The organism is Streptomyces sp. NPDC057136, from assembly GCF_042670885.1.
Classification (GTDB): domain Bacteria; phylum Actinomycetota; class Actinomycetes; order Streptomycetales; family Streptomycetaceae; genus Streptomyces.
In genome coordinates, this window is sequence record NZ_JBHUUV010000009.1 from 86,553 (window position 1) to 107,515 (window position 20,963).

At 67.6% G+C, this 20,963-nt stretch carries 16 protein-coding genes and 3 pseudogenes; 8 read left to right on the forward strand and 11 right to left on the reverse strand.

Annotated features, from left to right (window positions below; genetic code table 11):
* The first annotated feature begins 364 nt into the window (after window positions 1-364).
* Both ACFT7S_RS14075 and ACFT7S_RS14080 read left to right on the forward strand, forming a co-directional pair.
* A complete protein-coding gene (locus tag ACFT7S_RS14075; protein ID WP_382731027.1) occupies window positions 365-1,153 on the forward strand; it encodes a GntR family transcriptional regulator in 789 nt (262 codons plus the stop codon).
* The gene (locus ACFT7S_RS14080; RefSeq protein WP_382731030.1) at window positions 1,150-1,803 is read left to right on the forward strand and encodes a YdcF family protein; all 654 of its coding nucleotides are present in this window, start codon (window positions 1,150-1,152) and stop codon (window positions 1,801-1,803) included. The genes ACFT7S_RS14075 and ACFT7S_RS14080 overlap by 4 nt, the downstream gene beginning before the upstream one ends.
* Before the next feature lie 101 nt (window positions 1,804-1,904).
* Here the strand turns inward: ACFT7S_RS14080 and ACFT7S_RS14085 are convergent, their stop codons facing one another.
* The 4 genes from ACFT7S_RS14085 to ACFT7S_RS14100 form a co-directional block, all read right to left on the reverse strand.
* Complete coding sequence (locus tag ACFT7S_RS14085; protein WP_382731033.1) at window positions 1,905-2,852, reverse strand: SLATT domain-containing protein; 948 nt, start codon at window positions 2,850-2,852, stop codon at window positions 1,905-1,907.
* Window positions 2,853-4,507: 1,655 nt separating this feature from the next.
* Window positions 4,508-4,948 (reverse strand): hypothetical protein, encoded by a 441-nt coding sequence (locus ACFT7S_RS14090; RefSeq protein WP_382731036.1) that lies wholly within the window; start codon window positions 4,946-4,948, stop codon window positions 4,508-4,510.
* Between the two features lie 677 nt (window positions 4,949-5,625).
* Window positions 5,626-5,937, reverse strand: a complete 312-nt coding sequence (locus ACFT7S_RS14095) for a hypothetical protein (protein ID WP_382731039.1) — start codon at window positions 5,935-5,937, stop codon at window positions 5,626-5,628.
* A 66-nt stretch (window positions 5,938-6,003) separates the two neighbouring features.
* Window positions 6,004-6,417, reverse strand: a complete 414-nt coding sequence (locus ACFT7S_RS14100) for a MerR family transcriptional regulator (protein ID WP_382731042.1) — start codon at window positions 6,415-6,417, stop codon at window positions 6,004-6,006.
* A gap of 406 nt (window positions 6,418-6,823) precedes the next feature.
* On the opposite strand from ACFT7S_RS14100, the gene ACFT7S_RS14105 reads away from it, so the two are divergent.
* The gene (locus ACFT7S_RS14105; protein WP_382731045.1) at window positions 6,824-8,326 is read left to right on the forward strand and encodes a SulP family inorganic anion transporter; all 1,503 of its coding nucleotides are present in this window, start codon (window positions 6,824-6,826) and stop codon (window positions 8,324-8,326) included.
* 361 nt (window positions 8,327-8,687) lie between these two features.
* Here the strand turns inward: ACFT7S_RS14105 and ACFT7S_RS14110 are convergent, their stop codons facing one another.
* The 3 genes from ACFT7S_RS14110 to ACFT7S_RS14120 all read right to left on the reverse strand — a co-directional run bounded on the left by ACFT7S_RS14110 (window position 8,688) and on the right by ACFT7S_RS14120 (window position 10,974).
* Complete coding sequence (locus ACFT7S_RS14110) at window positions 8,688-8,951, reverse strand: hypothetical protein (RefSeq protein ID WP_382731047.1); 264 nt, start codon at window positions 8,949-8,951, stop codon at window positions 8,688-8,690.
* Entirely contained in the window at window positions 8,951-10,231 is a 1,281-nt protein-coding gene (gene nhaA / locus ACFT7S_RS14115) for a Na+/H+ antiporter NhaA (protein WP_382731050.1), read from the reverse strand. Before nhaA ends, ACFT7S_RS14110 begins: the two co-directional genes overlap by 1 nt.
* 275 nt (window positions 10,232-10,506) lie before the next feature.
* Window positions 10,507-10,974, reverse strand: coding sequence for a hypothetical protein (locus tag ACFT7S_RS14120; RefSeq protein ID WP_382731053.1), 468 nt, complete (start codon window positions 10,972-10,974; stop codon window positions 10,507-10,509).
* A gap of 106 nt (window positions 10,975-11,080) precedes the next feature.
* Between ACFT7S_RS14120 and ACFT7S_RS14125 the strand changes: the two are divergent.
* Both ACFT7S_RS14125 and ACFT7S_RS14130 read left to right on the forward strand, forming a co-directional pair.
* Window positions 11,081-11,455 (forward strand): annotated as a pseudogene (locus ACFT7S_RS14125) (LuxR C-terminal-related transcriptional regulator); the annotation flags it as partial.
* 1,380 nt (window positions 11,456-12,835) lie between these two features.
* A complete protein-coding gene (locus ACFT7S_RS14130; protein ID WP_382731353.1) occupies window positions 12,836-14,704 on the forward strand; it encodes a protein-arginine deiminase domain-containing protein in 1,869 nt (622 codons plus the stop codon).
* Between the two features lie 140 nt (window positions 14,705-14,844).
* On the opposite strand, the pseudogene ACFT7S_RS14135 reads toward ACFT7S_RS14130, so the two are convergent.
* A pseudogene (locus ACFT7S_RS14135) lies at window positions 14,845-15,046 on the reverse strand (MarR family winged helix-turn-helix transcriptional regulator); the annotation flags it as partial.
* A 17-nt stretch (window positions 15,047-15,063) separates the two neighbouring features.
* Between ACFT7S_RS14135 and ACFT7S_RS14140 the strand changes: the two are divergent.
* Complete coding sequence (locus tag ACFT7S_RS14140; protein WP_382731055.1) at window positions 15,064-18,198, forward strand: BTAD domain-containing putative transcriptional regulator; 3,135 nt, start codon at window positions 15,064-15,066, stop codon at window positions 18,196-18,198.
* 48 nt (window positions 18,199-18,246) lie between these two features.
* Here the strand turns inward: ACFT7S_RS14140 and ACFT7S_RS14145 are convergent, their stop codons facing one another.
* Genes ACFT7S_RS14145 through ACFT7S_RS14155 form a run of 3 tightly spaced genes read right to left on the reverse strand, consistent with a single transcriptional unit; the run spans window position 18,247 to window position 20,303 of the window.
* Window positions 18,247-19,086, reverse strand: a complete 840-nt coding sequence (locus ACFT7S_RS14145; RefSeq protein WP_382731058.1) for an ABC transporter permease — start codon at window positions 19,084-19,086, stop codon at window positions 18,247-18,249.
* On the reverse strand, window positions 19,083-20,096 hold the full coding sequence (locus tag ACFT7S_RS14150) for an ATP-binding cassette domain-containing protein (protein ID WP_382731060.1): 1,014 nt from the start codon (window positions 20,094-20,096) through the stop codon (window positions 19,083-19,085). The genes ACFT7S_RS14145 and ACFT7S_RS14150 overlap by 4 nt, the downstream gene beginning before the upstream one ends.
* 3 nt (window positions 20,097-20,099) lie before the next feature.
* Window positions 20,100-20,303 (reverse strand): hypothetical protein, encoded by a 204-nt coding sequence (locus ACFT7S_RS14155; protein ID WP_382731063.1) that lies wholly within the window; start codon window positions 20,301-20,303, stop codon window positions 20,100-20,102.
* Here ACFT7S_RS14155 and ACFT7S_RS14160 point away from each other — a divergent pair.
* On the forward strand, window positions 20,302-20,517 hold the full coding sequence (locus ACFT7S_RS14160; RefSeq protein WP_382731066.1) for a type II toxin-antitoxin system VapB family antitoxin: 216 nt from the start codon (window positions 20,302-20,304) through the stop codon (window positions 20,515-20,517). The two genes, ACFT7S_RS14155 and ACFT7S_RS14160, sit on opposite strands and share 2 nt — an antisense overlap.
* Window positions 20,514-20,852: pseudogene (locus tag ACFT7S_RS14165) on the forward strand (PIN domain-containing protein); the annotation flags it as partial. The gene ACFT7S_RS14160 and the pseudogene ACFT7S_RS14165, both read left to right, overlap by 4 nt.
* Window positions 20,853-20,963: the final 111 nt, after the last annotated feature.

The window sequence follows — 20,963 nt, forward strand, 5'->3', positions numbered from 1 at the left end:
CAGTGGCCGGACGGACGGAGGAGGCAACCGACCGCAGCGTGAGCTGCGGAGTTGAGTGGTTCAGGTGTCTCTTCCGGGGACGCGCCTGCCGGTTCAAGGAACAGGTCGCTAAGGCCCCGCTGTAGGCAGAGACATGCCGTCCGGACTGACAAGGGACCGCCCACCTCTCGGCAAACGGCTGTCCGGCACCCTCCCCCCGACCAACGCGGGGCTCCTGAGTCGTGCAGCTTGAGCAGCCCAAAGAAGGGCCACAACTCCCGCTGTCCTAGGACTGCGGCGTGTCTGCAATGACAATGACGCACAGTCCTGGGACTGTCAACAGTCCTGGGACTGTGTTTCACTGGAGCCGTTGAGAGGAGTGCGCGTGGCACCCAAGTGGCGGGAACTGGCAGACAAGCTGGCCGGGCAGATCAAGAGTGGTGAGCTACCCCCTGGCCGGCAGCTGCCCCATATCCGGGATCTTGTCGAGGCTGGTGAAGGATCGAAGTCCACGGTTCACGCGGCCTACAAGGCGCTGGAAGCCGAAGGCTTGGTGACCTCTTCCCGAGGTCACGGCACTGTCGTACGGCAGCAGGCCCCGCTCAAGCGGCTCGGCATCGCTCGGTACGACAAGGCCAAATGGCGTGACGGGGACGAGGTCGCGTTCATCGCCGACCGCGTGGCTTCGGGCCGCGCGCACAAGCGTGGAGAGCAGACGCAGAACGTCAGTCGGGTGCCCGCCACGCCGCTGGTAGCGGCGGCGCACGGTCTACCGGAAGGTTCCGAGGTGTACGCGCGCGCCCGCCTCGTGAAGGAGGGGGACCAGCCGACGCACACCTTGACCAGCTACTACCGCCCCGAGCATGTCGAAGGGACCCAGCTTGTTGACCCGACACCGGGCCCGGCCGGCAAGGGCGGCGGGTACCGCGTGCTCTACGACGCGGGGTACGAGATCGATCACATGCGGGAGGAGCTGTTCGCGCGCCCCGCGGCGTCGGAAGAGGCGGCGCTCCTCCAGCTGACGCCCGGTGAGTGGGTCGTAGAGCTTCACCGAACCACCTACACCGCTGACAGGACCGTGGTGGAATTCGCCATCGGCATTCACGCGGCGAGCCGCTTCGCCTGGGCCTACGACTTCAAGGTTCCCGATTCAGCACAGGGAGCGGGCCAGTGATCTCGGTGCAAACATGGGCTGACGCTCAGCGGCTCTGGGACTTTCAGCAGATGCATCACGAACCGCGCCCCTGCTCGGTTGCCATCGGCCTCGGTAGCCATGACCTGGGCGTGGCAGATGTGACCGTGGAGCTGTACCAGCGCGACATGTTCCCACTGATCGTCTTCACAGGCGCTACCAGCCGCACGACACGTGACCGCATGCCCCGCGGGGAAGCTGAGCATTATCGGGAACGAGCGCTGGAACTGGGTGTTCCCGCATCGGCCATCCTCGTTGAGCCGAACGCGCGGAACACGGGCGAGAACATCAACTTCTCACGCGAACTGCTCGCAGAGCGAGGCGCCGATGTGTCATCCGTACTGCTCGTGAGCAAGCCGTACGAGGAGCGGCGGGCCTACGCGACAGCCCGCCGACTATGGCCGGAAGTTGAGATCGTCAGCGCGTCAGCACCCACGACGCTTTCGGAGTACGTCAACTCAATCAAAGACCCACGTCTTGTGCTGGACATGCTTGTTGGGGCTCAACAGCGTCTGCTCATCTACCCGGAGCAAGGCTTCATGATCAGACAAGAGGTACCTAGTTCCGTAGCCGCAGCTTACGAGCGCCTATGTACCGCAGGGTTTACGAGCCGCCTCGTGTCAGCGCGTTAAGGCCCAGAGCACGCAGGGGCAGGCGCCTGCATGGATGCCTCAATTGAGTCATCGCAGCAGGTCCAACGCAGCTCCATCCGTAGCGCTATTTTCAGACCGAGTTATACGCCCCCTCCCTCGGAGCGATCGCTAGGCTGATCTAGTTGTTGCTCCCTTTTTCTCTGCTCGACCTTAAGGGCCTCCACGCGCTCAGTGAACAGCCCCAACGCCTCATCTTTACTCTTCCCCTTATAGGGCCCAATATTGAGGGATGCGGCGTCAACTTCTTGCTCGATCGCGTCTGCGCTCTGCTGCAGATAGAAACCGCGCTCTTTGAACTTGAAGTAGCCAGCAAATCCGGAAGCAACTCCTACAGAGAAACTGACCCCGACGGAGGCCCAGTCGTTTGCCATAGCCGACAAAGCCGTCATGGCAAACGACCCCAGGATTATCACACTCTGAAAACCGTTATGGATACGCCGATACTGCGCACTGCCTCTACGAAAATCCTCCACGGTGGAAGGTATTGTTTCCTTGTAGATATGCCTCTGCGTAACTATATCCAGTTCAATGCTTGCCGCATAAAGTCGCCTTCGCTCTTTCGCGAGAGACAGTTCAAGCCTACGTTCGGCAACGTCGACGCGTGCAAAATCGGAAAACTCTACAAGGCTCTCTTTCAGGACGAACGAGGCGATCACGCATACGACAGTTACCGGTATGCCAATTCGATTGAACATTCCCAGGTCGACTCGGCCGTAGGTGGCGTAGGTCGCGATACCAATTGCCGGAATCCCTATTATGGCAATAGCGTATGTGAGGAAAAGAAGCGTAGCCATTGCCGAGGCGATGGCGTTCTGGAGCTTAGCGCCCCGGAGTTCAGATTCTAGAGTAAGAATGCGTCGCTGAAATTCGAGCTGTTGCTCAATCGGACCCTTCTCTGGGCCCGTCGTGTCCCGGCTAACCACTCGGCTCACCCTCCCCCGTCCAGCGCCCTGCCACGCTCCGATCAACTCTAGGCGGCCCGCTGCCTGCTTGTCCGTGATCTCTGCATCACCTTGTCGTATCTGCATAGAGCGACGGATCAGCACATAACCCGTAAGTTGATGTGAGCGAAGGTGGCAGCGAGCGGATCTGCGAGGGTATGACGACAACCCCGCGACCCACTTCAGCTGGGACGACACGGTGCCCCACCAGGCCACGCTGCAGGTCGGCGACGTGATCGAATTGCGGGGCTCCACCAAACTGGCCTGTCGGTGATTGAGCGGACCCGCAGTCTCATCAGCAGTCTCGTTCACAGACGTTCGCGACGGTTCAACTCCTCAGCGGGCGCCGACGCGGACCGCCTTGTGGACAGTCGCGAACCAGGACGAACGTCGCCGTGCAGAGTTGGAGAGCGTGTTGGGGCGGAGCCTGACGCGGCTCCGTCCTCGTTGATGCCCGACATCAGCGTCTGACATCAACGGCGGCGCACACAAGTGCACGCCGACGTACAGGTCACGCTGGTCATCGGGCCCTGGTGGCTTGGTGGGCTGGCGGGGCCGCCCCGCCGTGGGGTCGATCCCACTCTGCGCGGTGCACATGGCGGCGTTCGCAGTGCTGGCCAGGTGGCAGAACCCTAAGCGGAACATTGAGGTCCGGAAAAACTTGGAGTTTTTTAGAGGATCTTGTTATCCACGAACCCCCGAAGGTTAACGCACTACCTCGTGCGTTTTCCGGGCTGCGGGTTAACAGGTTTCTCTCCGCGATTCCTGATGGGCCGAGTAGATCTTTGTGCACAACTTTCTCGCACTTATCCACAGGCCTGGCGCGCGGCCTGTGGACAACCAGATTGGATGGCAGTTCGGCGTCTGCCACGATGAGCGCTGACGGGCGGCGTAGTCGAAAAAAAGCGACTCCCGCTGGCACGGGAGCCGCCCTGACCTCACTCGTTAGTAGAAAGGTCAGTAATGACAGTACCGAGAGACAGCCTCAGGGCAAGTTCCGAGGGGCCCAGCAGGCGAAAAACGCCGCGCCCGACACGGAGCGTGCGCGCATTCCTGCGGGCGAGGGTCGGATGGTTGATGTTCGGCAGTGCCATCCTTGCCGGGTGCGTGGTCTACGCCTTCCCCCACACGGCTACTGCCCTCGGTGCTGGCGCTGGAGTCTTGGGGCTCGGCCTTCCGCTCATGCGCAGCCGTGGGGGCGGCGGCTCGCCGCCGACGGATGGTGACTGCTCCGTGCACATCGCTCCTCACGGGCGGGGGCCAGCTCCCGGTACCCCTGACATCAGCGCCTGACATCAACGTCCACGTACGTGGGCGCACACACGCGCACATGCTGACGCGCTCAACTGGGAATCCCCCTAGGAACGATTGGTAGGCGTAGGAGGGTGCACCCGCCTACGGATCAGAAGGTTGCAGGTTCGAATCCTGCCGAGTGCACAGCAGGCCAAAGGCCCCCGGGAGAAATCCAGGGGGCCTTTCACGTTGCCCGTACAGCAGCGAAGTGCAGCAACCGTGTCAGCCGGTACCGCCCATCGCGTCGCGCACTTCTTCCCCGCGCGCTTCGGGACAGCCCTTAGCGTCTGAGCCCAGGGCCGGGTTGTTACAGATTCCTCTACCTCATCAAGACCCCGCGCACGGCGCGGGGCGCGCCGCCTCTGCGGCGCGATACGTGCTCGGGGGTGGGAGGAAACCCGTTGCGGCTGGGGCGGTCGGCTCCACGGCTTTAGGTAGCCACCTCAAGATCAGTCGTCGGTGGACTCGCTGCGTGGGATGACACGCCCCCGCTCATCACGGTGATGCTTGCTTGCGTCTTGCGCGGTGCCATAGGCAGCGACGGCGAAGAGCAGCGCGCCGAAGGCGGTGAGGAAGTGCCACCAGCCACCACCTTGGTCAAGAGCGACCCACACTAGCCACCCACCCACGAGCATGAGCGCGATGCCAAGAACTACCCCCTGCGGGTCTCGCGATCGTTCGTCCTCATCGTTGATCAATGCCTCGAATGCTGCCGAGATGTGCTGCTTGTACTCATCCCTGACCTGTAGGTCGTCGGGCATCGCAGCAAGCAATTCCAGGTCCCTCTGCAGTCGATCACGACTGTCGAAGCGTGGCCGCCGCCCTTGCCAAAGAACGCCAATCAACACCAAGAGGGCGACCAGGACCGGCGTCACTTCCGACAACTTCATGCCTGCCAGGTTAGATCGTTGATCCCCAAGTCCGCAGGAGCCATGCATTGGTCACCTATGCAGCCAAGCACCAGCAATACAGCAGCCCGGTACTGCAACCTCAGCAACCGAACCAGGCCGCCAGCGTCACTGCGAGGACTCGAAGCGGCCGGAATGGCCGTGGCTGACCGACCGGCTAGAGCTACGAATCAGAAGGCCGTAGATGACGGCGCTGACGCCGAACTTAGGCCAGCATCCACAGGGCAAAGGGCCCTCTCCACCGCCGCCCGTTGTCCTGTTCTTTGTCCAGTTCACTCACGTCCGCTGCAGTTCAGCCTCGTACGCCAGCCCTCTCTGAGCTGCCGAGTGGCCATCCATGAACGCCCACGAACGGCCACTCGCACAGTTGGAAAGCGTGTTGGGGGCAACCCCTCACGAGTTCGAATCTCGTATCCTCCGCCATTGCTCTCACCGGGCAATACGTCGAAGGGCCCCGCAGCTTGCTGCGGGGCCCTTCGACGTTGGTGGTTGCAGTTTTGGTTGCAGTTGTCGCCAGCGGGCCGCTGGCGCCTACCGACCGTTCAGGAACTCACGGCACACGCCGCAGAACATGGCCGCGTCGCGCCCGTACCGGACCGCCCCTGGTGGCGGCCGTTTCGGTCAACCTCACAGGCCCGGCGGGCGGCCTCTCGCCCAGGTCAGCGCACGCGACCGTCCCGAGCCATGCCGACGGCGGGCAGGCCGAGGTCTACCGGGCCCGTCGTCGGGTCGCAGGCGGCTGCCCGGCGCCGACGGTGCAGCACGTAGGCGCCCACCGCGGCGGCCCCCACCACAACCGCCAGAGCGAGAACCCAGAACGAGGCGAGCGCGGAGGCCGCGCCGATGTTGCCGAGCAGGGCCAGCAGCGGGCCCGCGAAGCAAACCGCGCAGGCGGCCACCGCGGCGATGCCGGCGCCCATCGTCCCCCACGGGCGCGGGCGGCGGGAAGAGAAAGAGGCGGGGTGGCTCATGCCGAGGTAGGCCCGCGCACTGCTGAACGAGCACAGGCACAGGCCAGGCACGGTGGAACGCGCAGGTCAGGGCAGGGCGACAGAGGTGTTCTGGTCCAGGCGCGTGCGAAGGGTGGCGGCGAAGTCCTCGGCGCGGGCCAGCTGGACGCGGAGCTTGTCGACCTGCTCGGTTGCGGCCTGCTCGTAGACGTGGACACGGCCCAGCAGGGCCTCTCGCTCGGCAGCGTCGAGGTGTTCGTCGCTGTCGAGGCGGTCGGTGGCGTCCAGGAGGTCGCGCATCTGCTCCAGGGTGAAGCCGAGCGGCTTCATGCGGCGGATGACCATGAGCCGGGCGACGTCGGTCTCGGTGTAGAGGCGGAAGCCGCCCTGGGAACGGGCGGAGGGGATGACCAGGCCGGTCTCCTCGTAATGCCGGATGGTCCGCAGGGACAGTTCGGTCCGCGCGGCGACTTCGCCGATCTGCATGTGCTTGTCGTCCACGCCCGTGTCCTGTGCCCTTCTCGTCCTGCCGGGACCGCGTCCCGTGCGACCCCACCGATCTCTACTCTAACGTTAGGGTAGAGTTGCTGATGGCGAGGGCGGCCCGGCTGCCCCGCGACTGCCGTTCCGGGGCCGATGACGCCCCCGGCGAAGATCCGATTCTTGCAGGAGAGAGCGTGCGCGAGCCCATGACGCCTATCGCCGCCGCCTGCCCGCCGTGACGCTTCGCCCCCGATGTGAGCCGACTGCCCGCGCCTCCGCGTAGGTCCCCGGCTCCGTCGCTTCTTCGACTTCCGGCCCGCTCCGTGCGGGCCGTCCGCGGGGCGCCGGCCCGGCTCCTCCGCGTTCTCTCGCACGCCCCGGCCTGCCAGTGGGGTGTACCCGAGCACGACAGGTACTCATCTCCTTGTCTTCTTCCGCAGTGACTCCCGCCGCGCGGCTGCGCGGCCTGCGCCCCGACTGGCTGAGCAACCCGAAGGTCTGGCGCACCGAGGTCCTGGCCGGCCTGGTCGTCGCCCTCGCGCTGATCCCGGAGGCGATCTCGTTCTCGATCATCGCCGGTGTGGACCCGGCGGTCGGACTGTTCGCCTCGTTCACGATGGCCGTGGTCATCTCGATCGTCGGCGGCCGCCGCGCGATGATCTCTGCCGCCACCGGCGCCGTCGCCTTGGTGATCGCCCCGCTGAACCGTGAGCACGGCCTGGGCTACCTGATCGCCGCCGTCATCCTGGCCGGGATCATCCAGGTCGCCCTCGGCGCGCTCGGGGTGGCGAAGCTGATGCGGTTCGTCCCGCGCTCGGTGATGGTCGGCTTTGTCAACGCCCTGGCGATCCTGATCTTCATGGCCCAGGTGCCCGAGATGCACAACGTGCCCTGGGCCGTGTACCCGCTGATCATCGGCGGTCTCGCGCTGATGGTGTTCTTCCCGAAGGTCACCAAGGTGATTCCGGCGCCCCTGGTCTCCATCGTCGTCCTCACCGTGATCACCGTCGCGGCCGCGATCGCCGTGCCGACCGTGGGCGACAAGGGAGAACTGCCGTCCTCCCTGCCCGTCCCGGGCCTGCCGGACGTGCCGTTCACCCTGGACACCCTGACCACCATCGCCCCCTACGCCCTCGCCATGGCACTGGTCGGCCTGATGGAATCGCTGATGACCGCCAAGCTGGTCGACGACATCACCGACACCCACTCCTCCAAGACCCGCGAGTCCATCGGCCAGGGCATCGCCAACATCGTCACCGGCTTCTTCGGCGGCATGGGCGGCTGCGCCATGATCGGCCAGACGATGATCAACGTGAAGGTCTCCGGCGCCCGCACCCGCCTGTCCACCTTCCTGGCCGGTGCGTTCCTCATGGTCCTCTGCATCGTCTTCGGCCCGATCGTCTCCGACATCCCGATGGCCGCCCTGGTCGCCGTCATGGTCATGGTGTCGTTCGCGACGTTCGACTGGCACTCCATCGCACCCAAGACCCTCAAGCGGATGCCCGCCGGCGAGATCGCCGTCATGGTCATCACCGTGATCTGCGTTGTCGCCACCGACAACCTCGCCATCGGCGTCGTCGTCGGCTCTGTCACCGCAATGGTCATCTTCGCCAAGCGCGTCGCCCACCTCGCCAACGTCACCGCCGTCGCCGACCCCGACGGCACCAGCGTCGTGTACGCCGTGACCGGCGAGCTGTTCTTCGCGTCCTCCAACGACCTCGTCGGCCAGTTCAACTACACCACCGACCCCGACAAGATCGTCATCGACCTGAGCGCCGCACACATCTGGGACGCATCCTCGGTCGCCGCCCTGGACGCCATCGAGACCAAATACGCCCAGCGCGGCAAGAGCGTGGAGATCATCGGCCTGAACGACCCCAGCGCCGACCTCCACGGCAAGCTCACGGGCGAGCTCACCAGCCACTGACCCATCCCCGCGAAACCCGAGAGGACCCCGGCCAACCGCTTCGTCGTTCTCACAAACGGCGGGGAGGCGAGTGAAGACCGCGGGGCGAGCCGTGACCAGGGCATCGTCGTGATCCCTTCGGGTGGAGGGCGGCCCCAGAATCCCGTTACGCGGTTGGGGCGTCACCGGTGGCCGGTGGCGGCCATGATCAGGCCGGTGACCAGCAGCGCCAGGCCGATGATCAGGACGGGAAATCCGGGGCCGGGCAGGACTTACATCAACGCCCCGGCCAGGGTGAGCGGAGCGCCGACGGCCGCCAGCACGGTCCCGATGCGACGTTTCAGAAATGCGCTGCTCCTGGGTGCTGCTGAGGCGGGGATCATCAGCTGTCCCTGCCGATCAGGTATGCGGTCAGGGCGCCGACGATCAGGGCCCAGGCGACGGCGGCCCACCCGGCCTGGCTCCAGCCGCTGGCCGTCACGGTCACCGCGACCACGCCTGCGGCTGTCGTCGCCCCCCGGCTGGTCGTGAAGGCCCATTGGCGGCGGGCGCTGCCCGGGTGCCGGATCTCGGTGAACGCGGTACGGATGACGAGAGCCGCGACGATGATCACGGGCGCCAGCAGCGACGCCTCGCCGCCGCCCATCAGATGTCCTGGCCGTCCGGCCCGGCGCCCGCAGACCGGGCCTGCTGGTAGATGTCGGGGGTGCCGTCCGCGTCGGCATCGAGGTTCTCCGCCTCGTACAGGCGCCGGTAGATCGTGTTCCGGCGGCGCAGCAGAGCGGAGGCGAGCAGTGCGGCGAGCACGGAGGCGATCAGGACCGCGGCCTTGACGTGCTCTGTGGCCTGGCCGTCGGGGAAGGCGAGTTCGCCGATCAGCAGGGCCACAGTAAACCCGATCCCCGCCAGGACCGACAGGCCCAGCACGTCGGCCCAGGCCAGGTCAGGGTTGAGACGGGCGCGGGTGAAACGTGCGGCCAGGTATGTCCCGGCGAAGATGCCCACGGTCTTGCCCGCGACCAGACCGATGACGACACCGAGAGGCTCGGGGCTGGTGAACACCTCGCTCAGGGCCGCGCCAGTGATGCTCACCCCGGCGGCGAACAGCGCGAACAGCGGCACCGCGACCCCGGCAGAGACCGGGTGCACCAGGTGCGCGACCCGGGCGGCCGGGGACTCCTTCTCACCTGCGTCACGGGTGGTGCGCAGGATCAGCCCCATCGCGACCCCGGCGACCGTGGCGTGGACGCCGCCGTTGTACATCAACGCCCAGATGGTGACGCCGAGAGGGACGTACCACCACCAGCCGCGTACTCGCGCCCGCTGTAGCAGGTAGAAGACGACGAGTCCGGCGAACGCCCCGGCCAGCGCCCAAAGGTTCAGGTCGAAGGTGAAGAACACCGCGATGATCAAGATGGCGCCGAGATCGTCGACGACCGCGAGGGTCAGCAGGAACGCGCGCAGCACGGCCGGCAGGTGGGTGGAGAGGACCGCGAGCACGGCGAGGGCGAACGCGATGTCGGTGGCCATCGGCACCGCCCACCCGTCCAGGTTCCCGCCGCCCGCCGAGGCGGTTGCGGCATATAGGGCGGCGGGCACGGCCATTCCACACAACGCGGCGATCACCGGCAGCGCCGCGGTCGCGGGGGTGCGTAGCTCGCCGACGACCAGTTCGCGCTTGAGCTCGATCCCGGCGACCAGGAAGAACACCGCGAGCAGTCCGTCCGCCGTCCAGTGCCCCATCGACAGGTCCAGGCCGAGGGCCGGTATCCCGAAGTGGAAATCCCGTATCTCCTCGTATGCCCCGCTCCACGGGCTGTTGGCCCATACCAGCGCCACCACCGCGGCGGCAAGGAGGACGAGGCCGCCGACAGTCTCGGTGCGCAGTGCACGGGCGACGGCCTGACGCTCGGGAAGCGGAAGCATGCCCAGGAAATAGGAACGCGAGCGAACGTCAGACACGGCGGGAGCCCTCCGGGGCGTCGGCGGAAAAGGGCACACAGCCCCACGGACGCCGACCAGACTTCCCGGCACACCCCGCGCCTGTTCTTGACGCGTTCTTTACACCGTATCGAGCCCAAGCCCCGCTGTCTCCCCAGGCGGACGTTCAAGATCGACATGACGAGGCGCTGTGACCGTCCAGCCCTGTCAGGTTCGGCTACACGCCGATAGCCGCTGTGCCAATGTCCCCCGAGGCCGTTTCAAAGGGAGACGGGCGAGCACAGCGCGAAGCCGGGCGACGGATCCCGGCAGTTTCGGTCGATCTCCTGCTCGGCGAAGGTGAGCTCGTCGTCCTCTTCCTGCCCCGGCGCCTCGGGAAGAGGAGTCTTCTCGCCGACCATCTCCCGCCAGCGCTCGCAGTCGGCCGCCGAGACCCACGTATGCCGCCCTGCCCGGCCGCTCCCCCGATTGGGCACGTAGACAGGCGCGCTCTCCCCCGTCGCGCTCGACAGGACGAGGTCTTCGAGATGCACCGCCTTCTTCTCCGGCAGGCACTGGGCGGGCACGAACCAGTCCGAGTGAACCCCGCCACAGTGACCGGCGCCATCGGTCAGCAGGCAGTGGCGCTCGCTGCTGGCCACGCATTTCCAGATCTGGAGGTGGCGGTAGCCACCGCGGATCACCATCTCCTTCCCGCCGGCGATATCCCTCCAGGGCATGTCGTCCACGCGAGCCCAGGGCGCCCGGTCCATCAGGGAAGCCGTGCGGTCCTTCGCGACCCACAAGGGCGTGATGTCCTGCTGCAGGGCGTTGGCCGAGCGACGGTGCACGCTGCTACGCGCGGGCGCCTCCGGGTTTCTCCTCAAGGACGCCCAGCCAGAGGTACTGCTCACCGGCATCCGGGCCGTGGCATCCGGGGACGGCATACTCGCCCCAGCCGTCACCCGCCGACTGATCGAAGCCTTCGCGCACACCGCCCCGGCGCCGGACCCCACGCCCCTCGACGCGCTCACCCCGCGTGAGCGCGAGGTCCTGTCGCTGGTGGCGGCGGGACTCGCCAACGCCGAGATCGCGGACGCACTCGGCGTGACGACGGGAGCCGTGAAGTCCCATGTCAACGCCCTGCTCCGCAAGTTGGGCCTGCGCGACCGGGTACAGGCCACGATCTTCGCGTACGACACCGGTCTGGCGCCGCCGCGCGGCACCTGACCCCGCCGCTCGTGAACCTGAAACCACGTCAACCCACCCTGGCCAGCGAGTCAGTATCTCCCGCACGGCGGGGGGACCTCATGCCACTCCATAACGACTTCCACACGTGCGTACGGTGCACATCAACTTCCCGACATACGGCCGCCTTGATCACAAGCGTGTGCCATCCGCCCCCGCACGGGGCCGAGAGGCATGGACCCTTGCGACCAAAGAGGTCGTCAGAACAGTTCAACAAGGGGAGAAATGAAGCCGGCCAGGTCTACTGGATGGAATGCAACGGCGGCCGCTACCAGCAGTGGGATTTCCGCTCCGATGAGTCAGTGGTGAACGTGGCAACCGTCAGGTGGCTCAGCCCCTACTGGAACGGTCGCGGGTGGTTGGTTGAAACCACCAGCGGCCCGCTGGGTAGCAATCTCAGTCGCTGGACTTCGGGTAGACCGAAGCGCCCGGCTGATCGCTCGCTCTGCGGTTACGGCTCTGACCCATTGCTCGGCATGCGGATGACCCCGGAATGATCAAGCAGCGCATGCACGGCCGCTGCGACAGCAGGCCGCTCTCCCGGCCTCGGCATTTCATGACGGCTCGTCGGTCCAACTGGCGGGCTGTTCCAACTGGTTGGGCTGGCGATGAGCAGTGTCAGGGCCCGCTGTCGCGTCGGATGGGCGCCGAATTCCACGGCTCCGGGGGCGATCGGGCTCGCAGGGACGGGGAATGCTGCTGGTCAGCCTGCGTTCGGCAGCGCGGCGGCCGATGATGACCAGCTGGGGCGGCGGCGGAGAACAGCCGCGGGTCGCGGCGGCGTCCCGCTTCTCGGAGTGAGCGATCACGAGCACCCGTCCAGGTCCACGACCACCTGCCTGTCAGCATTCGGTGCCGTAAGGCGGGCCAACTTCCAGACCGATCGCGGACTTGGGCCCGAGTCGAGAGGTGCGACCCTTGCGGGCCGAGCGGGTGCGACTCGCAGTGGTAGTTGTCGCCGGTGACATCCGCTGACCTGGGCGGTTCTTCAAGGAACTCAGCGCTTTCTGTCACCGGTTGCACGCGGTAGTTGTCGCTTCCGGGCTGTTCTCAATCGTGTTGTCACCTGCTCCGGAGTGTTTCCTCGACGCTCTCGCGCGCCGTGCGAAGGAGACTTCGCTGCGCCCCCGTCACACCTCGGGCGGGTCCCCGGGAGCGGATGTACGTCAGCAGGTCCGTCTCTTGACCCGACGCACAACCTCCGTGGCCAATCCGGCCTCTTCCCTCACGCACACACCAGACCACCTGACTCCGGACCATCTGCCCCGGGCTCATGATCGACAAGGACAACGCAGGGTGCGTAAGACTCTTGCGGTACGGACCGCCCTGGCCATCACACTGGCGGGCGCGACGCTGGTTCCCATGGCCCCCGCCTTCGCGGCACCACCGTCCGCCCGGGCGGACCTGCGCGCGGACGTCAACCGCGACGGCCGCGTGGACGTCGCCGACAGCACGGACAGCGCCGGTGAGGACGGTTGGACCACCGGGCGGGGAGCGGTCTTCCTCCCCAACATCGACGACGACACCAAGCGGTGCAAGTCCACCGGCTCCGACGGCAAGCCGCTGTCCGACGCCAAGCTGGCCAAGTGCAACGACGCCGCCGACACCAAGGTCAACGGCCGGGCGGACACGGCCGACCTGGCCCGGCTGCGCACCGTACCGATGCCCAAACTGCGCAGCAGCGCCACCGGCACGGTCAAGGTCACCGGCACCGGCACCGGCACCGGCGCGAAGTACACCCGGCTCTTCGTGAAGCGCACCACCGGCTGGACCGTCGTCAAGGCGACGACCCGGCTGTCCGCCACCGAGCTGCGCGCCGGGGTGGAGCTCGGTATCGAGGGCACCGACGTCATACGCGACCGGGCGGTGTGGGACGGCACCGCGGTCGTCGAACTGAAGGTCAGCCCCGGCGGCGGCGCCGAGACCACCACCGACCGCGTCACCCTGCACGCCGCCCCGCTGCTCACGCACCACCACGTCCAGCAGGCGCAGCAGGTCATGGTCACCGAGCTGCGCGGCGGCTATGTGTACGAGCGCACCCAGCGGAAGTTCGTCAAGGAGTTGGAGACCCAGGTCAAGCGGGCGGGCATCTCCACACCGCTGGTGAAGTTCACCATGGGGGAGGAGGAGCAGGACATCTGGGCGCAGGACTTCCTGGAACCGGGATACGTGACCATGGCCGGCCCCGGCGGCAAGCCGCAGGGCATGCGGGTCATGATCCGCTCGGCGCAGAAGGATCGTCCGGCGGGCCGCCAGGTGTTCGAGAAGCTGCGCGGACGCGACGTGGGCGCGGTGCAGGTCGCGCTGGGCCGCGGCGTCGAGGACTCGAGCCTCGACTCCATGGGCAACCTGGAGACCATCCCCGCCTACGAGCACGGCGGCCGGTCCTACCCCGCCGGGCGTATCGTCATGGGCGAGTACAAGGACACCGGCGTCAAGCCGGTCAAGGCGATGCGGACGCTGCTGGCGTCGCAGGGCATGCAGGACCCGCTGCTGCTGGACACCTCGTGGCTGGACGTCGGCCACGTGGACGAGTTCGTCCAGTTCCTGCCCGCCGACACCAGGCGCGGCTGGCGGATCGCCATCGCCGACCCTGAGGCGGGCATGAAGCTGCTCAAGGACGCGAAGGCCGCGGGCCACGGCGCGACCAAGATGTTCTCGTTCAAGGGCACCGAGTACGCGTCCGCGCCGAAGGAGACCATCAACCAGGTGCTCACCTCCGACAAGATCCGTGCGGACAACGCCCTCGCGGCGCGGCGCATCGCCGCCAACCTGGAGATCCTCAAGCGGGAGACCGGCATCACCGACGCCGAGGTGGTCCGGGTGCCCGCGCTGTACTCGCGCCCGTCCGACGAGGGGCGGGGCGACTTCGCGGGGACGCAGCGACTGACCCGGCTCGGCGCCTCGGTCGATGTACCGGACGCGGCAGGGGAGTTCGGCAAGCGGGACCTGACGGAGGCCGTCGACGACACCCTGGTGACCAGCGCGTATATACCGGGCGCGGTCAACGGCGTGGTCCTCGGAAAGAACCGCTACCTCGCGCCGAAGCAGTGGGGGCCTGTGATCGGTGGCAAAGACATCTTCACCGCGGCGGTCAATGCCGCGTACCGCAAGGCGGGGATGCGGGTGTCCTACATCGATGACTACGAGATCTACCACCTGGGGATGGGCGAGGTGCACTGCGGCACGAACACGCTGCGGGACATCTCGGCGCCCTGGTGGAAGCTCTAGCGGCGGCCAGCCCTTCGGACCAGCCCGTTCGGCGCCACGCGCCCGTCGCACCGTCAGTGCGGCGGGCGCGTCGTCGTACCGGTCGGTGTGGTGGGTGCACCGGCTGACTGCGGTGCCCCGACCGCAGGTGACGACTATCGGGCGCGGCCGTGGTCGGTGGTGGCGGGCCGGGAGATCAGCTCCGCGTCCTTGGAGACCGCGGAGGACGACGTTCATGGACTGTCGGGTGACGAATGCGCCGCGGGCGAGCTCGGCGTTGGACAGGCCGGGCTGCTGGTCGAGGAGTTCGAGGCACGCGTACCGCGGCACCGTCAGGCCGTGCTCGCCCAGCGCTTTGTCCAACCTTCTAAACTGACCGGGTGCCGATCGTCCTGACGTTACTCAACGGGGTGCGCTGGCGGGGCGAAGCCGTCGTTGGCGAGCGTCCTCAGGCCCTGCTCGCGGCGCTCGCGTCCGGCACCACGGTGCGCGCCGAGCGGCTGATCGAGGCGGTCTGGGCCGATAACGAGCCCGCGACCCCGGGAAAGGCGCTACAGGTCCTGGTCTCCCGTACCCGCGCGGCGTGCGGGCCGGAGTCGATAGTGCGCGACGGCAACGGATACCGGCTCGGTCTCGGCCCTCACCAGATCGACTCGCTGGTGGTCCGATCGGAGACCGCGGCGGCGAGGGGCGCGTTGACGGGCGACCCCACGCAGGCGGCCGAGCACGCCCGCGCCGCACTCGCGCTGGCCGACGGCCTCGCGATCGTGGGAGACGTGACCGGCCCGCTCGCCGACGTACGCCGAGAGGCCGCCCGCAACCTTCGGACTGCCCGCACCGTGCTGGCGCAGTCGGCGAGCCGCAGCGGGTCGCACAACGAGGCGCTGCCGGAACTCGAGGAGGCCCTCGCTGCGCAGGCTGACGACGAAGCCCTGCTGGCCGACCTGCTGCGGAGCCTGGCGGCCGTGCGCGGTGCCGCAGCGGCTCTGAACCGCTTCGAGACCTACCGGTCCGCTCTGCGCGACCGGCTCGGCACCGATCCCGGGCCCGAGCTGCGGCGACTCCACCATGAGCTGCTCTCGCGGGACAGTCCGGTGCGCGACGGTCTGCACTACGAGGCTACTGCGCTACTCGGACGCGCTGACGATGTCCGCCGGCTGTGCGCCGCGATGGTGGCCTCGCGGGTGGTCTCGATCCTCGGCCCCGGAGGTCTCGGCAAGACCCGGCTCGCCCACGTGCTCGGCCGCAGCGCCGCGCAGCCGGTGGTGCACTTCGTCGAGCTGGTCGGCGTGACCGCCCCCGAGGATCTGGTCGGCGAGGTGGGATCGGCGCTCGGCGTCCGCGACTCGGTCAGCGGGCGCCGGGCCCTGACGCCGGAGCAGCGCGCCGACGTACGCGCGCGCATCGCGCACCATCTCGACCAGGCACCGAGCCTGCTGATCCTGGACAACTGCGAGCACATCGTGGGCTCCGTGGCCGATCTCGTCGCCTACCTGGTCACCACGACCCGCGAGGTACGGGTGCTGACCACGACACGGGCACCCCTGGCGATCGCGGCGGAGCGGGTCTACCCGCTCGACGCACTCCGCGCCGAGGACGCCGGCGAGCTGTTCGCCCAGCGTGCCGTCGCCGCACGCCCCGACGTCGTCCTCGACGAGGGCGCGGTTGCGGACATCGTCGGCCATCTCGACGGTCTCCCGCTGGCGATCGAGCTGGCCGCAGCCAAGGTACGGGTGATGTCCACCCCGGACATCGCGCGTCGGCTGGAGAACCGCTTCGCCCTGCTGCGCGGTGGCGACCGCAGCGCGCCGGACCGGCACCAGACACTGCTCGCGGTGATCGACTGGTCGTGGAACCTGCTCGCCGACACGGAGAAGCGCGCGCTGCGCTGGCTGTCGGTCTTCCACGACGGCTTCACCCTCGATGCCGCGGAGCGGGTGCTCGGTCCGGACGCGCTGGACGCGGTACAGAGCCTGGTGAACCAGTCGCTGCTGACGGTCCTCGAATCCGGCGCGGGAGTCCGCTACCGGATGCTTGAGACGGTGCGCGAGTTCGGCAGGATGCAGCTGGTCGACGTCGGTGAGGACGAAGTCGCCCAGGCGGCACACCGTGCCTGGGCGGTCGAGTACGCCGCACTCCACGTCCCCAGGCTCTTCGGCCCCGATCAGTTCGAGGTGGTTGACGCTATCCGGGTCGAGGAAATGAACCTGGCCGACGTGCTCCGGCAGGCGCTCGCGGCGCCGGACCCGGAGACCGTGGTGCAGGTGCTGGCCGCGCTCGGCACGTACTGGTCGATCCTGGGCAGCCATGGACGTGTGATCGTCCTGGTCGACGCGGTCGCCCACACGATCAGCTCTTGGACACCGTCACCGGAGATTGCGGAGATGGCCCGGATCGCGCTGGTGATGACGCTGAGCAACGCGATGATCGTGGTCGAGGAGACCGCGGAGCCGATCCGCGCGCTGCTGCGGAAGCTCGGGCCCGGCGACGAGCCACGGGTGGCGGGGATGGTGCGGGTGCTGACGGGGTTCTCCCAAGGTGACGAAGACGAGTTCGTCCGCCGGCTCGAGGAGTTCACCGCCTCGGACGACCGGCACATCGCCGGGCTCGCGTGGCAATGGCGCAGCTATGGGCTCGAGAACGCCGGAGACCCTGAGGGGGCCGTGACCGCCGCCGAGCGCGCACTCGCCCTGTGCCGGGAGAGCGACGGGCTCTGGTCCGCAGCGATCCTGCACACGCAGCTCACCCAGCTGGACATGCAGCTCGGACGGGTGCCCTCCGCCGTCGTGCACGCGCGCGCCGCGCTGCCGGTGCTCCTCCGGCTGGGCGCCAGCGACGACATCCTGCAGCTGCGTGCGCTGCTCGCGCTCGCCGCGATCCACGAAGGCGACCTCGACCATGCCAGGCAGGAGGGGGCCCGGATGAGCGAGGCCGAGAACTCCGAACATATCTTCGCCGGGCAGCTCGCCATCGACATGGGCCGGGCCGAGCTCGCCCTGGCCTCCGGTGACCACGACACCGGCCTGGCGCTCTACCGCGCTGCCGTCGACCGGGTGCGCGGTCTGCGGTTTCCGGGGATCCCCACGACCGGCCTCGAGCCGTGGCTCCTCAACTGTGAGGGGATCACGCTGGCCGCGCACGCGCGCTACTCGGGGCCGGAGCACGAGGAGTACGCGACCGCGCTGTTCCGGTCGTGCCTGGACCGGTCGCGGCGGGTGCTCGACCCGGCGTACGACCGGCTGGACTATCCGGTCACCGGCATCGTGCTGTTCGCGCTGGGCGCCTGGGGCCTGCTCCGGGACGCGCTCCCGGAGCAGGACGCCGTCCGGCTGCTCGTGTACGCCGACCGCTTCGCCTACAACCGGTCGGTGCCCACGATGGCGTGGGAGCGGATCACGCCGTACGCCGAGGAGAAGGCCACCGGCCGGCTCGCGGCGCTACAACACGAGCTCGGCGAACGACGCGGACCCGAACTCCGCGACGAGGCCCTGAGGTTCGTCAAGAAGCTCGAGTGACGGACGTCCTGCCATTCGAGACGCAGCGGGACAAGTTCAACGCCGGACTCACAGATGAAGCTTGTAGCTGCGTACCGACAGCGGCGCGAAGATCGCGATCACGACGACGCAGGCCAGCAGCGTCAGCCAGACCTGGCCGGTGACGTCGCCATGGTTGGCCAGGTCGCGCGCCGCCGAGACCAGATGCGAGACCGGGTTGACCTTCACGAAGGCAGCCAGCCAGTCGGGCAGTGAGTCGACCGGCACGAACGCGTTGGACAGGAACGTCAGCGGGAACAGGATCATCATCGAGATCCCCTGCACGCTTTGCGCGCTCCGGGCGATCGTGCCGATCCAGGTGAACACCCAGGCCAGCGACCAGCCGGTGAAGATGGCCAGCAGGATCGCGGCGAGGACGCCGATCACACCACCGTCCGGGCGGTAGCCGATCAGGATGCCCATGCCGAAGGTCAGCGTCGCCGCGATTGTGTAGCGCAGCAGATCGGCGACCATCGGGCCCGCCAGTGGCGCGATCCGTGCGATCGGCAGGGACTTGAACCGGTCGAAGACGCCCTTGTCCATGTCCTCGCGCAGCTGCACACCGGTGGCCATACAGGTGGTCAGCACCGTCTGGGCGAGGATGCCGGGGATCATCAGCGGCAGGTAGCTCTTCACGTCGCCGGAGATCGCGCCACCGAAAATGTAGGCGAACATCGCGGTGAACAGGATCGGCTGGATCGTCACATCGAAGAACTGCTCCGGATTGCGGCGCATCTTCTTGGCCGCCCGCCAGGCCATGGACATGGTCTGGCCGACGGTCTCCTGCAGGGTGGTGTGGCTCCGGGTGCGGGCGACCAGGTCCATCGGGTCTCCGATGGGATTGCTGGGCGCGGTGACAGTGGTGCTCATCGGGCGATCTCCATGGCGGGCTCGTCGGTACGGGGTTCGTCCGTCTCGCCGGCGTCCTGGCCGGCGTCGCGACCGGCGTCGTGACCGGTGATCGCGAGGAAGACCTCGTCGAGGGTGGGCTTGTCGACACTCACCGAAGTGATCGAGATGCCGGCCTGACGCAAGCTGATCAGTACGTCGGCGGCGCGGTCGGCCTCGTCGAGGGCAACGTTCATCCGGCCGGACTCCGGAGTGAGTACCGGCTCCTCGTGCAGCAGTCGGCGTACCACGTCGACGGCGAGCATCTGGTCGGCGTTCTGGGCCAGCTGGAGCTGCAGGGTCGAGTTGCCGACTGAGGACTTCAGCTCGTCCGGTGTGCCCTCGGCAACCTTCCGGCCGCGATCGATGACCGCGATACGGTCGGCGAGCTGGTCGGCCTCATCCAGGTACTGCGTGGTCAGCAGGACAGTGCAGCCGTCGGTCACCAGGCCGCGGATCGTGTCCCACATCTGTCCGCGGGTCCGTGGATCGAGGCCCGTGGTCGGCTCGTCGAGAAAGATCAGCGGCGGGCGGCTGATCAGGCTGGCGGCAAGGTCGAGGCGGCGTCGCATGCCGCCGGAGAACTGCGAGATCGCCTTGTCGGCGGCCTCCTCAAGGGAGAACTGGCCGAGCAAGCGCTCCGCGGTGGCGTGCGCCTTTTTGCCGGGCACGCCCTGAAGCCGACCGAAGAGCCAGAGGTTCTCGCGGGCGGTGAGGTTCTCGTCCACCGAGGCGTACTGCCCGGTGACACCGATCAACTGCCGGATCCGGTGCGGCTCACGGCGGACATCCACGCCGAAGATCTCGGCGTGGCCCTCGTCCACCGACAGCAGCGTGGCGAGCATCCGCAGGACAGTGGTCTTGCCGGCGCCGTTGGGACCGAGGACGCCGAAGATCTCTCCGCGGCGCACCTCGAGGTCGATGCCGTCGACGGCGCGGAACTCGCCGAAGTCCTTCACCAGGCCGGTCGCCTGGACTGCGTACTCAGTCATCGTCTACTCCATCGTGACCGGGATCGAGCGGTCACCGGAGACTCTGGTGCCCGGCGGTTTCACGGCGCCTTCACGTGGTTTCACCGGGTTGCCGTGGTGCTGGGGGCCGCCGCTGCCGGAAGTCGCCCGGCGCTGAAGCATGTCGGTCAGGGCATCGATGTCGGCATCGGCGAGTTCGGCACCGGCGAGTATCCAGGAGGCGCACATGAGCCGGACCGTCATAGATCTCGACGACGAGCTGGTCGCCGACGTGGCGAAAGCCCTGGGGACGCGCACCAAGAGGGAAACGGTCAACCCAGCCCTGCGCGAAGTACTGGAGAACCGGCGCCGCGCCCTTGCCCTCACCCGGCTTCGCGCCGCAGCCGATCAAGGTGCGTTCGACCTGGAGCTGTTCGAGGACAAGCGGAACTACCGTCGGTGAACGCGGCACAGTTCCTGATCGACACCAGTGCGCTCGCACGCTTCCTGCGCGGGGACGCGGAACAGTACGGCTGGGACCAGGCGGCAACGGCCGGGCTCATCGCCACCTGCCCGATCACAGAGCTGGAATTCTTCTACAGCGCCCGGTCGGCCGCCGACCGGGCGCGCGGCATCGAGGCCATGCGGTTGATCTTCGGCTGGGTTCCCGTCGACGACCGGGCCTACGATCGGGCCTGGCATGTTCAAGAGGCCCTCACCAAGCAGGGCAAGCACCGCAGCGCCGGCGCGGTGGATCTCGTCGTCGCCGCAACAGCCGCGTTGCAGGGGCTCACCCTAAGCGTGTTGGGGGCGACCCCTCACGAGTTCGAATCTCGTATCCTCCGCCATTGCTCTCACCGGGCAATACGTCGAAGGCCCCCACCGCTTGCTGCGGGGGCCAGCTTTCCG

Excerpts from the sequence above, each read along its gene's own strand:
- ACFT7S_RS14085 (WP_382731033.1), bottom strand. The coding sequence starts at position 2,852 with ATGCAGATACGACAAGGTGATGCAGAGATCACGGACAAGCAGGCAGCG.
- ACFT7S_RS14155 (WP_382731063.1), bottom strand. The coding sequence starts at position 20,303 with ATGTGCGCCTCCTGGATACTCGCCGGTGCCGAACTCGCCGATGCCGAC.
- ACFT7S_RS14110 (WP_382731047.1), bottom strand. The coding sequence starts at position 8,951 with ATGGGCGGCGGCGAGGCGTCGCTGCTGGCGCCCGTGATCATCGTCGCG.
- nhaA (WP_382731050.1), bottom strand. The coding sequence starts at position 10,231 with ATGCTTCCGCTTCCCGAGCGTCAGGCCGTCGCCCGTGCACTGCGCACC.
- ACFT7S_RS14130 (WP_382731353.1), top strand. The coding sequence starts at position 12,836 with ATGGCCCCCGCCTTCGCGGCACCACCGTCCGCCCGGGCGGACCTGCGC.
- ACFT7S_RS14160 (WP_382731066.1), top strand. The coding sequence starts at position 20,302 with ATGAGCCGGACCGTCATAGATCTCGACGACGAGCTGGTCGCCGACGTG.
- ACFT7S_RS14090 (WP_382731036.1), bottom strand. The coding sequence starts at position 4,948 with ATGAAGTTGTCGGAAGTGACGCCGGTCCTGGTCGCCCTCTTGGTGTTG.
- ACFT7S_RS14150 (WP_382731060.1), bottom strand. The coding sequence starts at position 20,096 with ATGACTGAGTACGCAGTCCAGGCGACCGGCCTGGTGAAGGACTTCGGC.
- ACFT7S_RS14095 (WP_382731039.1), bottom strand. The coding sequence starts at position 5,937 with ATGAGCCACCCCGCCTCTTTCTCTTCCCGCCGCCCGCGCCCGTGGGGG.
- ACFT7S_RS14145 (WP_382731058.1), bottom strand. The coding sequence starts at position 19,086 with ATGAGCACCACTGTCACCGCGCCCAGCAATCCCATCGGAGACCCGATG.